At 70.5% G+C, this 13,213-nt stretch carries 14 protein-coding genes; 6 read left to right on the plus strand and 8 right to left on the minus strand.

Translation table 11 applies throughout. The annotated features are described in order from the left end of the window. From OO60_RS10730 to OO60_RS10755, 6 genes are all read right to left on the minus strand, one after another. The gene (locus OO60_RS10730) at positions 1-558 is read right to left on the minus strand and encodes a F0F1 ATP synthase subunit B (protein ID WP_003102673.1); all 558 of its coding nucleotides are present in this window, start codon (positions 556-558) and stop codon (positions 1-3) included. A gap of 31 nt (positions 559-589) precedes the next feature. Next, positions 590-847, minus strand: coding sequence for an ATP synthase subunit c family protein (locus OO60_RS10735; RefSeq protein ID WP_033261340.1), 258 nt, complete (start codon positions 845-847; stop codon positions 590-592). A gap of 55 nt (positions 848-902) precedes the next feature. After that, positions 903-1,703, minus strand: coding sequence for a F0F1 ATP synthase subunit A (atpB, locus tag OO60_RS10740; RefSeq protein ID WP_003102678.1), 801 nt, complete (start codon positions 1,701-1,703; stop codon positions 903-905). Positions 1,704-2,235: 532 nt separating this feature from the next. Further along, positions 2,236-2,679: a Cg1360 family ATP-synthase-associated protein gene (locus tag OO60_RS10745; protein WP_003102679.1), complete on the minus strand. Its 444-nt coding sequence runs from the start codon at positions 2,677-2,679 to the stop codon at positions 2,236-2,238. Positions 2,680-2,726: 47 nt separating this feature from the next. Beyond that, positions 2,727-3,884, minus strand: a complete 1,158-nt coding sequence (locus OO60_RS10750; protein WP_003102682.1) for a glycosyltransferase family 4 protein — start codon at positions 3,882-3,884, stop codon at positions 2,727-2,729. 74 nt (positions 3,885-3,958) lie between these two features. Continuing rightward, positions 3,959-4,609, minus strand: a complete 651-nt coding sequence (locus OO60_RS10755) for an L-threonylcarbamoyladenylate synthase (RefSeq protein WP_003102684.1) — start codon at positions 4,607-4,609, stop codon at positions 3,959-3,961. 576 nt (positions 4,610-5,185) lie between these two features. Here OO60_RS10755 and OO60_RS10760 point away from each other — a divergent pair. Next, positions 5,186-7,159, plus strand: a complete 1,974-nt coding sequence (locus OO60_RS10760) for a M6 family metalloprotease domain-containing protein (RefSeq protein ID WP_003102687.1) — start codon at positions 5,186-5,188, stop codon at positions 7,157-7,159. A gap of 89 nt (positions 7,160-7,248) precedes the next feature. On the opposite strand, the gene prmC is transcribed toward OO60_RS10760, so the two are convergent. Continuing rightward, entirely contained in the window at positions 7,249-8,115 is an 867-nt protein-coding gene (gene prmC, locus OO60_RS10765; protein ID WP_003102690.1) for a peptide chain release factor N(5)-glutamine methyltransferase, read from the minus strand. A gap of 96 nt (positions 8,116-8,211) precedes the next feature. Further along, positions 8,212-8,559, minus strand: a complete 348-nt coding sequence (locus tag OO60_RS10770; protein ID WP_003102693.1) for a MerR family transcriptional regulator — start codon at positions 8,557-8,559, stop codon at positions 8,212-8,214. Positions 8,560-8,613: 54 nt separating this feature from the next. Between OO60_RS10770 and OO60_RS10775 the strand changes: the two genes are divergently transcribed. From OO60_RS10775 to wsfD, 5 genes are read left to right on the plus strand one after another with little or no spacing between them, the layout of a single operon-like run. Continuing rightward, a complete protein-coding gene (locus OO60_RS10775; RefSeq protein ID WP_003102698.1) occupies positions 8,614-9,381 on the plus strand; it encodes an alpha/beta fold hydrolase in 768 nt (255 codons plus the stop codon). After that, entirely contained in the window at positions 9,381-10,169 is a 789-nt protein-coding gene (locus OO60_RS10780; RefSeq protein ID WP_003102701.1) for a TIGR03619 family F420-dependent LLM class oxidoreductase, read from the plus strand. Before OO60_RS10775 ends, OO60_RS10780 begins: the two co-directional genes overlap by 1 nt. A gap of 31 nt (positions 10,170-10,200) precedes the next feature. Continuing rightward, positions 10,201-11,193 (plus strand): glycosyltransferase family 2 protein, encoded by a 993-nt coding sequence (locus OO60_RS10785; protein WP_003102704.1) that lies wholly within the window; start codon positions 10,201-10,203, stop codon positions 11,191-11,193. Further along, positions 11,190-11,621, plus strand: a complete 432-nt coding sequence (locus OO60_RS10790; protein WP_003102707.1) for a GtrA family protein — start codon at positions 11,190-11,192, stop codon at positions 11,619-11,621. Before OO60_RS10785 ends, OO60_RS10790 begins: the two co-directional genes overlap by 4 nt. A gap of 18 nt (positions 11,622-11,639) precedes the next feature. Next, positions 11,640-13,094 (plus strand): glycan biosynthesis hexose transferase WsfD, encoded by a 1,455-nt coding sequence (gene wsfD, locus OO60_RS10795; RefSeq protein ID WP_003102710.1) that lies wholly within the window; start codon positions 11,640-11,642, stop codon positions 13,092-13,094. The last annotated feature ends 119 nt before the right edge of the window (positions 13,095-13,213 follow it).

Consider the following 13,213-nt stretch of genomic DNA (forward strand, 5'->3'; position numbering starts at 1 on the left):
TTACTTCCCCGCTCCGTTGGAGGCACCGGCGGTCTCCAGTTCCGCGAGGAACCGGTCGACGGTGCCACGGCGGCGCACCTCGTCCTCGAGCGATTCGCCGACGATCCGGCTGGCCAGCTCGACGGCGTTGCGGCCCATGTCGGCCCGCAGCTCGGCGATGATCTGCGCCTTCTGGGCCTGCAGCTGGGCCTGGCCCTGGGCGACGATGCGCTGGGACTCGGCCTCGGCCTCGGCCCGCAGCTCCGCCTTGATCTGCTCGGCTTCGAGCCGGGCGTCGTCGCGGATCTTCGCGGCTTCGGTGCGGGCCTCGGCCAGCTGCGCCTTGTACTTGGCGAGCGCGTCCTCGGCCGCAGCCTGGGCCTTCTCCGCCTTCTCGATGCCGCCTTCGATCATCTGGGCGCGCTCTTCGTACGCCGCTTCGAAGCGCGGAACGACGTACTTCTTGAGGACGAACAGCAGGATGAGGAAGGCGACGAGCCCGAGGATGACCTCGGGAATGTGCGGGATGATCGGGTTGGGCGCCTTCTCGGCGGCCAACACCAGGTCCGTCTTCAGCACAACGTCTCCTTAAGCGATGAGCTAACCGAACTCAGGCGGCGGAGGCGATGAAGTAGATGACGATGCCGATCAGGGCGAGGACCTCGGTCAGCACGAAGGTCGAGAAGCCGATGCCCTGCAGCTTGCCCTGCGCCTCCGGCTGACGCGCGGTGCCGTTGATGACGGCGGCGAAGATCAGGCCCACACCGATGCCCGGGCCGATCGCGCCCAGGCCGTAACCGATGGCGGCAAGGCCGGGGTTGATGTTGGCAGCCTGCTCCGCGGCCTGGGCCAGAACGATGTTGCTCACGTGCATTTCCCTTCACTTCGGTCCACGCGCTCGCGTGGATCGGGGGCTTGTGTTCTCAGTGCTCCGACGCCAGCGCGGCGCCGATGTACCCGGCCGACAGCAGGGCGAAGATGAAGGCCTGCAGCACCTGGATGAAGGCCTCGAGGAAGGTCATCAGGATCGCGAAGATGAACGCGATCGGCGAAACGAGCTTCAGGCCGAAGCCGTCGGTCTCCGTCAGCAGGAAGCTGCCGCCGAGCGTGAACACCATGATGATGAGGTGCCCGGCGAACATCGCGGCGAAGACTCGGATGGCGAGCGTGGCCGGCGCGATGAAGAACTTCTGCGCGAACTCGATGGTCGAGTAGAGCGGCAGCACGAATCCGGGGATGCCCGGCGGCGCCAGTTCCTTCTTCAGGTAGTGCCCGAAGCCGTGGCGCTTGATGCCGACGTAGTGGTACACCGGATAAACGACCAGGACGGACAGCGCCAGCGGGAACCCGATCCGCGCCATCGTCGGGAACTGGAAGAACGGGATGATCCCGAACAGGTTGTTCACCAGCACGAAGACGAACAGGCCGAGCACCAGCGGGATGAACGGCTTGAAGTCCTTCGAGCCGATCTGCTCCCGCGCGATGTTGTTGCGGCCGAAGTTGTAGATCGACTCGGCGATGAACTGTCCCTTGCCGGGGACGACCTTCAGCTTCCGGGACGCCAGCATGAAGTAGGCGACGATGATGACCAGCGAGATCACCACGAGCAGCATCGGCTTGGTGAAGCTGCCCCAGTACCCGGAGCCGAAAAGAGGCGGCAGGTTGAAGTCCGCCACACCGGGGGGCGTGAAAGTGCCGCCCTCGGTCAGTACCAGCGCGCCCACTGGGCTCCTTCCGGTTCTCCCGGCCGGCGTTCACTCCGCCGGGGGAATCGTCACGATCTGGACTTAACGTACCCGATACGTATCGGGACGCCGGAGGCGGCTACCCCACGGTTCGCAGAACACACCTTCACGTTCTGCACACGGGGTTGTCTCGCGTGAACACTGCCCTGCGGTCTACTTCGGACCAGCTGCGCAGGGGCGGAACCACTCGGTCGCCACACTGCTGATCGCGGTTCGTCTCAGGGAGCGCGCGGCCGAGGCCGCCACCCTTGACGCGGACCATACCAGCAGGTCAATCGGTGCCGTACAGCCGTACTCCATCCCCACCGATCAGCCCAGGACTTAGGTCCCGGGTCGACCCGGGACCCAGGTCCGGCCCGGGCCGGGACCGGCACCGGATCACCGCAGGCGAGGGGTCCCGGTCACGTTCCGCAGTGCGCACGAAAGCGCACTTTGGTGACGCCGGTCACACTCAGGCGGCCGCAGGCGGGTGCACGAAGAGTAACGGAAGTCCGCGGCAAAACGGACAGCGTCAGGAGGGGATGATCGTCGGGATCTTGGTCTTGCGGAAGGCGGCGAACTCGGCCGCGGCGGCGAGCAGGATGGCGACGATCATCGTGATGCCGAGCGACATCGGGTGCAGCGCGGTGACGCCCTTCAGCAGGGTCAGCGCCCCGAAGAGCAGGACGACCTTGACGACGTACCCGCCGAGCGCGATGACCATGACGAACATCGGGTCCTGGCCGGCGCTGAACTTCATCATGCCGAGGGTGGACAGCGACGCCAGCATCGCGAGCACGCCGCCGACCAGCGAGCCCAGGAAACCGGGCAGGCCGTTCAGGATGCTGAACAGGGCGATGCAGACGATCACCGCGGGCGGGGTCACCAGCAGCGAAGCCTTCGTCATCGCGCGGGCGGCCTGCAGCACCACCTTGGCGTGCGGGTTCTCCTGCTCGGGCGTTTCGGTTTCGCTCACACTGGCTCCCTGCTCGGTTCGCCACCGAGTGTAGAGAACCCCGCTGGTCAGGTTCCGGGCTGGTTGCGCGAGCGCAGCCGCGGGACGATCGAAACCACCACCGCGAACACCAGCCCGACCCCGATGATCCACAGCGCCGCGGCGTCGTCGAACAGCGTCACCGACACCGCGCCGAAGGCGAGGATCCCGGCCCACAGGTAGATCAGCAGGACCGCGCGGCGCTGGGAGTGGCCGATCTCCAGCAGCCGGTGGTGCAGGTGCATCTTGTCGGCCGCGAACGGGCTTTCGCCGCGGCGGGTGCGCCGGACCACCGCCATGATCAGGTCCAGCATCGGCACGAACAGCACCGCCGCCACGACGACCAGCGGCGAGAGCAGCGCGATCGCGTCCTTGCCGCTGAACTGCGGGTACGGCACGCGCCCGGACGCCGACGTCGTCGCGCCCGCGAGCATCAGGCCGATCATCATCGAGCCGGAGTCGCCCATGAAGATCTTGGCGGGCTGGAAGTTGTAGGGCAGGAAGCCCAGACAGGCGCCGGCGAGGGTGGCCGCGATCAGCGCGGGCGGGTAGGTGCCGACGTCGCCGCCGGAGCTGTCGAGCAGCCCGAGTGAGAACGCGCAGGTGGCGGCGGCCGCGATGAAGCCGAGGCCGCCGGCCAGCCCGTCGAGGCCGTCGACGAAGTTCATCGCGTTGACCATCACCACGACCATGACGACGGTGAGCAGCGCGCCCTGGTTCTTGTCGAGCACCAGCACCGACCCGAACGAGCCGCCGGTGCCGCCCCACGGCACCCAGAACGACACCCACTGCACGCCGAAGATGACCAGGATCCCGGCGCACATCACCTGGCCGGCGAGCTTCGTCCAGGCGTCCAGTTCGAACCGGTCGTCGAGCGCGCCGATCAGCGAGATGACCCCGGCGGCGAGCAGCACGCCGACCGAGTCGAACGAGGCGTCGAAGCCGTGCGACAGCGCGGGCAGCTGGTGGGCCAGCCCCATCGCGGCGGCCACGCCGAGGTAGATGCCGACGCCGCCCATCCGCGGGATCGGGGCGACGTGCACGTCGCGGGCGCGCGGGTTGGCGATCGCGCCGACCCGGATCGCGATCCGGCGCACGACACCGGTGAGCAGGTAGGTCACGGCCGTCGCGGTCAGCGCGACGAGGATGTATTCCCGGATGGGGAGGAGACCGGATGTGGGCGGCACGGGTGCGTCACGCTCGCGGGGTCGGGGTCACCCGCGACACGCTATCGTGCCGCGGAATCCCGCTCGATCCGGCTTCAGGCCAACGATTCCGCGGGCACACCCAGCACCTCCGCGATGGCTTCCTTGCCCACCGCGCCCTCGCGCAGCACGACCGGTTCGGTACCGGTGAGGTCCACGATGCTCGAGGCGACGGGCTCGCCGCTCGAACCGCCGTCGAGGTACACCGCAACCGAGTCGCCGAGCTGCTCCTGCGCCTCCTGCGCGGTGCTGGCGGGCGGCCGCCCGGAGACGTTCGCGCTGGAGACGGCCATCGGGCCGACGTCGCGCAGCAGTTCCAGCGCCACCGGGTGCAGCGGCATCCGGAGCATGACGGTGCCGCGGGCGTCGCCGAGGTTCCACTGCAGGCTCGGCGCGTGCGGCAAAACGATGGAGAGGTCACCGGGCCAGAAGGCTTCGATGAGCGCCCGCGCCTGCGGCGGCACCCCGAGCACCAGTCCGTCCACAGTGGACCAGGAGCCGACGAGCACCCCGACCGGCATGTCCGGCCCGCGGTTCTTGGCACGCAGCAGCGCCTGCACGGCGCCGGCGTCGAAGGCATCGGCCCCGATGCCGTAGACGGTGTCGGTCGGCAGGACGACCAGCCGGCTCGACCGGACGGCCCCGGCCGCGGCGGCCAGCCCGTCGGCCCGGGTCTCCCGCTTGCTGCAGTCGTAGACCACGCTCATGGGCGCCAAGGGTAGTCCGGCCGGTTGGGGGACCGTTCGCCGCGTCACACCGGCTGGGCGGGGTGGGCTGGTGCGGGGGGGGCCTGGGGGCGCCCCCCGTCTTCCACGCTACCGGTGGGGACCGGCAGTTTCGCGGGCTCGCGGGTGCGGGTGGCCGGAGTTGTCCACAGGGCGCGGCGGGGACGAGGGCGGGCGGCGGATTGGGAGGTAGGGCTTCGGCGGGCGCGGCTCCGGAAAGGCACCGGCAGGTGCGGCCCGGCAAAGCTTCGGCAGCCGCGGGCCTGGCAAGGCACTGGCGGGCGAGGTCGCCGGTGGCGGACGAGAGGTGGTCGTCGTCGGCGGTGGCCCCGGGGGCGCCCCCGTCTTCCACGCTACCGGTGGGCACCGACAGTTTCCCGCCCTCACAGCACGCGCGGCCCGATCTGTCCACAGCATGGCCGGCCTGACAACCGGCCAGACTTTCGTCGTGCGGCAAGCGGGTAAACCTCGTCGCGAGGCGGAACCGGGACAGCGGGGCTCAATACGGTCGATCTTCGGGAACCACCACCCCGTGGGTTCCCAGCGAAGGAGCCGCAGATGCGCCCCAGAACCCCGAAAGCGCTCGCCCTGCTCGCCTCGGTTGCCGTCCTGAGCGGGCTTGGTGCGGGTACCGCCGCGGCGGAGCCGCTCACCCGTGGCTGGCCCGCCCCGATCGATGCCGCGCACTGGGAGAACCAGGACCACATGACCTGGTCCGACTACCGCAAGGTCCCCGGCACGAACTGGGCCGACCCGAGCCTGAAGCCGACCCAGCGCACCTTCAAGGGCGCCGTCGTCCTCGCCGACTACCCGGACCAGGACTTCGTCGTCACCAAGCCGGCGAACTCGACCATCTTCGGCAACCCCGGGCCCGCCGCCGCGAACGTTCCGCGGGCGGGGGTCGCGCAGTACTACCAGGACTTCCTCAACAAACCCGAGACCCTCAACCACGGGCACACGATCAACGAGTACTGGATGGAGGACTCCGGCGGCCGGTTCGGCGTGCAGCTGACCGCGTTCGGGCCCTACCGGATGCCCGGGAAGTCCTACGAGTACGGCATGGAGTTCCAGCCGAGCGCCTGCCCGCCCGGCGCGAACTGCAACCGGGACCTGCGCAAGGACGCCGGTGACGCCTGGCGCGCCGACGTCGGCGACACCGCGAAGCAGTTCGACTTCGTCTTCTACCTCTCCGCCGGCCAGGACGAGAGCTCGACCTGGCAGGAGTTCGGCGAGATGAAGTTCGGCACCAAGGAGAACGTGCCGGACAGCTTCGGGCCGCCGAACCACGACCTGCCCAACTACGCGGCGACGCGGTACGTGCCGTGGACGTCGTGGGCGTCGGCCGCCAGCATCTGGCCGAACGCGCAGGACGGCAGCTCGGTGCAGGCGGAGAGCTCCGGGCAGTCGACCTACGCCCACGAGTTCAGCCACATCCTGGGCATCGGCGACAACTACAACAACCCGTTCGGCGTCCCGCCCTCCCGCAGCTACAGCGGGCCGTGGGACATGCTGTCGCGCGGGACGTTCAACGGGCCGGGCGGCCCGCACACGCGCTGGCAGATCCCGGCGACGCAGGGCAGCTCGATGGGCGCGCAGCACCAGCTGCGCAACAAGCTGAAGCTCGGCATCGTCGACCCGGCGGACGTCCTGCAGCTGGACCGGAACCAGCTGGCGTCGTCCGGCCCGGTTTCGGCTCGGCTGACCGCACGCGAGACCGAGGCGCAGCCCGGCGCGTTCACCGGGCTGAACATCAAGCTGACGGGCGGCGACAAGGCGCCCAAGTGCGACCGGTCGAAGGACCCGTTCTGCGACGGCGGCGGCTACGACAACTACACGGTCGAGGTGGTCGACCGGATGGGCTCGGACTCGTTCGCCCCGGACTCCGGCGTGCTGATCACGAAGACCAAGAACAAGGACGACGCGCCCTTCGACTGGGTGATCGACGCGAACCCGCAGGACATCGGCATCACCGACTACACCAAGCCGGACGGCACGCCGGTGAAGATCACCATCGGTGACTACCGCCAGCTCAACGACGCCCTGTTCAAGGCGGGCACCGAGGCGGCCAGCCCGTACGAGTACACCGACCAGGCCAACCGCCTGCACTTCCTGATCACGGACCTGGCCCGCGATCGCCACGGAGTCCTGTCGTACACGGTGACGGTGGCCTCCCTGGACGGCTCGGGCAGCCAGGCCCGCGGCGCAGCCGTGACACCGGCCCTGCCGGCCTTCGCCCGGGGCGGCCTCGCCACGTGCGACTTCGGCCTCCTCAACACGGGCGCGGCGCGCGGAGCACAGGCGCCGTACGACACGGACACCTACCGGCTGAGCGTGTCGACGGACGCGAAGGGCTGGGAGGTGCGCCTCCCGAACGAGCTGGCGACGGCCAAGTTCGGCAGCCACGTGAAGGTCCCGGCGTACGCGAAGCGAGGCGCAGGCGGCGACTTCGCGGCCAGGGTGAAGCTGACGGCGACGTCGGTGAGCGACCCGTCGAAGACGGCGTCGGCGAGCTGCACGGCGCTCGGCTTCTGAGCCGGTGGTCCGGAGGGGGCTGTGGACAGTCCCCTCCGGACCACCGGAAACCGTCGGTGGCCACCGGTAGCGTCGAGATCGGGGGCTGCTCAGCCCAGCCGGCGCGCCGTCACGAACCGCGCCCGGCCCGTCAGGTCCGCGTGGTCCTCCACCCCGGTCAGCACCCGCCGCGCCCGCACCAGCGCCGGCACCGCCGAACCGTGCGTGTCGTCGTGCTCGATGGCCAGGCCACCCCCCGGGCGCAGCAACCGGGCCCCCGCCGCGATCGCGTGGCGGATCACCGCCAGGCCGCTCTCCTCCGCGAACACCGCGCGAGGCGGGTCGTGCTCGGCGACCTCCGGGGGCACCGGGGTGCCCTCGGGGACGTACGGCGGGTTGCACAGCACCAGGTCCACCAGGCCGTCGAGCTCGGCGAACATCGTCGGGTCGCCGATGTCACCCGAGTACAGGCGGATCGGCGTGTGGCCCGCGTCCGCGTGCACGTCCGCGTTGTGGCGGGCCCAGGCCAGCGCCTGTGGGTCGATGTCCACCGCGTAGACCACCGCGTCCGGGCGGGCGTGGGCCACCGCCAGCGCCAGCGCTCCGGAACCGGTGCACAGGTCCACCACCACCGGGAACTCGCGGCCCTGCAGGAACTTGACACCCCACTCGAGCAGCAGCTCGGTCTCCGGCCGCGGCACGAACACGCCCGCGCCGACCGCGACCGTGATGTCGCCGAGCGCCGCCCACCCGGTCAGGTACTGCAGCGGGATCCGCTTCGCGCGCTGCTGGACGAGCTGACCGATCGCCTCGATCACCGGCGGGTCGACCAGCGGCACCATCGGCAGCCGGCCGCGTTCGACCCCGAGCACGTGCGCGGCGATCACCTCGGCGTCGAACCGCGGCGAGGCGACGCCCGCGCGTTCGAGGATCCGGGTGGCCTCGATGATGGCCAGGCGCAGCGGCTGCCGATTCACTCGTCGTCCTTCACCTCGTCAAGCCTGGCACACCAGGCGGAACTGCCCCGTGAGGACACGCGCCGGTCCCACGCCGTCCAGCGTATCGAGGCACCCTCACGACCCGGCGGACAAGTACCCGGCCAGTGCGCTGCGCCGCCGCTGCAGCGTCCCGATCCGGTCGTCCATCGCGGTGAGCTCGCGGTGCAGCAGCCGGGCCAGCTCCGGGCACAGGTCGAGGTGGGCCTCCTCGCCGCGCGCGCACTGCAGCGCCGACGCGATGACCTCGGTGTTCAGCCCCGCCCCGAGCAGGCGGCGGATCTGCCGGACGCGGACGACGGCGTCCTCCGCGTACGTCCGGTACCCGTTGCTGTCGCGCGACGGCGTCAGCAGGCCCTGCTCCTCGTAGTAGCGCAGCAGGCGCGTGCTGACGCCGGTGCGTTCCGCGAGCTCGCCGATCCGCATGTGACCCCCGAATGGTTGACCTTCACACCGATGTGAATGCCTAACGTCGCCGGCATGACCGAACATTTCCGCCACGTCGTGCGGGGTTCCGGGCCCGGCCTGCTGCTCGCCCACGGGGGCGGCGGCAGCGTCGAGGCCAACTTCGGCCCGATCCTCGGCGACCTCGCGCGCACGCACACCGTCGTCGGCCCCGACTACCCCGGCTCCGGCGCGACGCCCCGCAGCGAAACCCCGCTCGACCTGGACGAGGTCGCCGACGAACTGGTCGCCATCGCCGTCGGCGCCGGGCTGGAGCGCTTCGCGGTCCTCGGCTACTCGCTCGGCACGGCGGTGGCCGTGCGCGCCGCCACGCGGCACCCCGGCCGCGTCACCGGACTGATCCTGACCAGCGGGTTCGCCCGGCTCGACAACCGCATCCGACTCGCCGTCGACATCTGGGCGTCGCTGCTGCACGACGATCCGAGGCTGCTCGCGAAGTTCCTCACGCTGGCCGGGACCGGCACGCGGCACCTCGAGTCGCTGTCGCCGGCGGACCTGGCGACGGCCGTCGACGAGCTCGCCGCCTTCATCCCCGCGGGCAGCCCGGAGCAGGTCGGCCTGGTCGCGCAGGTCGACACGCGCGCCGAGCTGGCCGCGATCACCGTCCCGGCGCTCGTCGTCGCGACCACCCTGGACGGGCTCGCCTCGCCCGCGTTGTCACGCGAGCTCGCGGCCGGTCTCCCCCACGCCGAGCTGGTCGAGATCGAAGCCGGCCACAACATCGGCGGGGAAGCGCCCGGCGCGTGGCTCGCCGCGATCGAGAAGTTCCTGGGAGGGCTCTGATGGACCTGGAAGTCGTCCTGCCGAACGAGGAGCCGGACCTCGACCCCGCGCGGCCCGCCGAGCTGGCCCGGCTCGCCGAAGACCTCGGCTACCGCGCCGCCTGGCTGCCCGACCACGTGCTGCCGCCGGGCCCGTTCGGCGAGGTCTTCGGAGGCGTCTACGAGCCGCTGGTCACCCTCGCCCACATCGCCGCGCGGACCAGCCGGATCCGGCTCGGGACCTCGGTGCTGATCGTGCCGCTGCGGGAGCCGTTCACCCTCGCCAAGCAGGTCGCGACCCTCGACCGGCTGAGCGGGCACCGGTTCGGCCTCGGCGTCGGCGTGGGGTGGAACGAGCCCGAGTTCACCGAGGTCGGCGCCGATTTCGGGGCCCGTGGCCGTCGCACCGACGAGACGCTCGACCTGCTCGCGGAGCTGCTCCGGACCGGCCGCGGCCCCCGCGGTGGGTACGTCGAGCCGCGGACGGCGGGGCCGGTGCCGGTCACCGTGGGCGGCAACTCCGCCGCGGCGCTGCGGCGGGCCGCGCGGATCGGCGCGGGCTGGACGAGCGCGGGCCTCTCCCCCGCCGAAGTCGGCGAACGCGCCGGACGGCTGAGGGCCATGACAAACGGCCGCGAAACACGGGTCACCGCCAGAATGGAATGGGACGGGACCGATCTCGAAACCGCCGTGGCGCGATTCCGCGCGTATATCCTGGCGGGGGCGGACGCGGTGGCCGTCCACTTCGGCCCGGCCGAAGCCTTCGCGCAGCGGATGACCGCGTTCGCCGAGGCCGTCGCCGGTCCCTAGGCCCCTTCGACGCCGACCCCCGGGAGCGCCCGTGCCGACCGAGCCGACCACGCGCCGCCGGGTCGCGTTCGTCTTCCCCATCTACAACGAGGAGGCGAACATCGACCTGCTGCACAAAACCGTCGACGAGGTCACCGCACCCCACGCCGGACGCTACGACTTCAGCTTCCTGTACGTCGACGACGGCAGCCGCGACGGCTCCCTGGCCAAGCTCACCGAGCTCAGCGCCTGCGACCAGCGGGTCACGGTGATCGAGCTCTCCCGCAACTTCGGGCACCAGATGGCCGTCACCGCGGGGCTGGACCTGGTCGACGCCGACGCCGTCGTCATCATGGACAGCGACCTCCAGGACCCGCCGCGGGTGGCGCTCGAGCTGCTCGAAAAGTGGGAGGAGGGCTACGACGTCGTCTACGCGCAGCGGCGGTCGCGGCAGGACTCGCCGTTCAAGCGGTTCACCGCGACCGCGTTCTACTGGTTCCTGCGGAGAATGGCCGCGGTCGACATCCCGAAGAACACCGGCGACTTCCGGTTGATCGACCGCAAGGTCGTCGACGAGCTCCGCAAGTACCGCGAACGCGACCGGTTCCTGCGCGGCCTGGTGAGCTACGTCGGGTTCAAGCAGACCGCGGTGCTCTTCGACCGCGACAAGCGGCACGCCGGTGTCACCGGCTACCCGCTGACGAAGATGCTGCGGTTCGCCGCCGACGGCATCCTGGGCTTCTCGACCACTCCGCTGCGGATGATCACGCGGATGGGATACCTGATCTCGCTGCTGAGCTTCCTCGGTGTCCTCTACGTCGTGGGCGTGAAGCTGTTCGCGCCGGAGACGGCGGTGCCGGGGTGGGCGTTCATCACCATCGCGATGTTCTTCCTCGGCGGCATCCAGATCATCATGCTCGGCGTCCTGGGAAGTTACATCGGCAGAACTTATTCGCAGGTGCAGAACCGGCCGCTCTACGGCGTCGCGTCGGTACGGTCCCGTCCCGGCGAACCGGCCGAAGACCGCCGGAGCGCCGCCCGATGAGGCTCGTCACGGCCACGCAGGTGCGGTTCGGGATCGTCGGGATCGGCAACACCCTGGTCGACGCACTGGGCTACGCACTCCTCGTGACGCTCGGCCTGCCGCAGTTCGTCGCCAACCTGATTTCGACGACGGCGGGCATGCTGCTGTCGTTCGCGCTGAACCGGAGCTTCACGTTCCGCGCGAAGGACGGCGACGTCCGCCGCCAGGCACTGCTGTTCTTCGGCGTCACCGCGTTCGGGCTGTGGGTGATCCAGTTCGCCGTCATCCGGCTGGTCGGCCACCTGTTCCCGGGCGTCGGCCTGCTGGTGCCGAAGGGCGCGGCGATCGTCGTCGGGTTGTGCTGGAACTACCTGCTTTACCACTACGTCGTGTTCCGGCACCGGCCGGCGAGCCCGGTGCCCGGTGCAGCACCGGCCGACTCAGCGTGATCTCGTACGCTGGTCCGGGTGCGATCCCGTGAACTGCGCTTCGGCCTGGGCGTTTTCGTCCTGTCCCTGGGTGTGCTGCTGGTCCGGTTCCTCGTACCCCGGCCGGTCGGGATGGCCGACAACGGCGACGGCTGGCGGCTGCTGTGCGACCTCGGCGGCCGGCACCCGGAACTGAAGTCCGAGTACTACGTCCACTTCAGCTACGGTCCGGGCGCGGCCTGCAAGAGCGACTACATCTCCAGCCAGGCGTGGCTCGACTGGCTGGCGAGCAAGGCCGGCACGCTGCTCGGCTCGTCGGCGCAGCTCAACCTGCTGGTCCTCGGCGCGATCACCTGCGTGCTGGTCGCCGTGGGCGTCACGGCGGCGGTCCTGGCGCTCGACCTGAGCGTCCGCAACCGCGTCATCGCCGCCGTGCTGCTGCTGCTCGTGATGGCCGATTCGGCGTTCTTCGGCTACTTCGCGTCGGTGCTGAGCGAGGGCGCGGGCTTCCTGGGGATGCTGCTGACCGCGGGCGGGCTGCTGCTGATGCACCGCACGGGCGCGTGGCGGTACTGGGGCGCCGCGCTGACCGTGGTGGGCGCGCTGATCGGCCTCAACGCGAAGTCGCAGACACTGCTGCTGATCCCGCTGTTCCTGCTGGCGCTGGTGCTGGTCCGGCCGCTGGGCAAGCGGGGCTGGGCGCGGTGGGCGCTGCCGCTGGGCGTGCTGGTTCTCGTCGGCGCAGGGACGGCGGTGGTGCAGTCGCAGGGCGACCCGGCCAACGCCGAGTACCGCGAAGCGAACATGTTCCACGTCGTGTTCGACAGCATCGTGGACGGCAAGCACGACACCGACGCCGACCTGGCCGCACTGGGCCTGCCGCCGAGCGCGAAGAAGTTCATCGGCAAGGGCTGGTGGGAAGCACGCCCCTGGACCGACGCCGACTACAACGCCTACTCCGACCAGATCAGCCGCCGGAACGTGGTCCGCTACTACGCCGGCCACCCGAAGCGCACGCTGCAGATCCTCCAGCAGGGCGCGGTGGACACGCTGACCGCCCGCCCGCCGCGGCTCGGCAGTTTCTCGGAGACGTCCGGGCTGCCGCCGATGGCGCAGGAGTTCCGGGTGCCGGTGTTCTCCGGGCTGTCCGCGCTGGTGGCGCCGCTGGGGCTGGTCGTGCTGGTGCCGGTGTGGCTGCTGACCGCGTGGGCCGGGGTCCGCGCGTTCCGCCGCCGCGCGCGCGAGTACGGGATCGTGGTGTTCTTCCTGCTGCTGTTCGCGGTGGGCCAGTTCGGGCTGTCGGCGCTGGGTGAGGGCGTCGAGGGCGTCAAGCACCAGCTGCTGACGCTGTTCCCGACGTGCCTGGCCTTCGTGTTCGCGGCGCTGAGCCTGCTGCCGCGGCCGGCCCCGCCGGTCGAGGACGACGTCGAGGCGGAGCCGGTGACCGAGGTGTTCGACGCGTTCCGCGAGCCGGAGCGGTCGGCCTTCCGGTGATGCCGGTCAACGCCGGTTAACCGGGTCTCTCGGCAGGGGGGCCGGTTCCATCTCCTAGGATGCCGGGCACCGGGTCGGGGGAATTTTCACCTGATCTAGCGCCGCCCGGGCCGTTCCGC

Source organism: Amycolatopsis vancoresmycina, assembly GCF_000716785.1.
GTDB classification, from domain to species: Bacteria; Actinomycetota; Actinomycetes; order Mycobacteriales; family Pseudonocardiaceae; genus Amycolatopsis; species Amycolatopsis vancoresmycina.

Excerpts from the sequence above, each read along its gene's own strand:
- OO60_RS10755 (WP_003102684.1), bottom strand. The coding sequence starts at position 4,609 with ATGAGCGTGGTCTACGACTGCAGCAAGCGGGAGACCCGGGCCGACGGG.
- OO60_RS10760 (WP_003102687.1), top strand. The coding sequence starts at position 5,186 with ATGCGCCCCAGAACCCCGAAAGCGCTCGCCCTGCTCGCCTCGGTTGCC.
- OO60_RS10770 (WP_003102693.1), bottom strand. The coding sequence starts at position 8,559 with ATGCGGATCGGCGAGCTCGCGGAACGCACCGGCGTCAGCACGCGCCTG.
- OO60_RS10775 (WP_003102698.1), top strand. The coding sequence starts at position 8,614 with ATGACCGAACATTTCCGCCACGTCGTGCGGGGTTCCGGGCCCGGCCTG.
- OO60_RS10780 (WP_003102701.1), top strand. The coding sequence starts at position 9,381 with ATGGACCTGGAAGTCGTCCTGCCGAACGAGGAGCCGGACCTCGACCCC.
- OO60_RS10790 (WP_003102707.1), top strand. The coding sequence starts at position 11,190 with ATGAGGCTCGTCACGGCCACGCAGGTGCGGTTCGGGATCGTCGGGATC.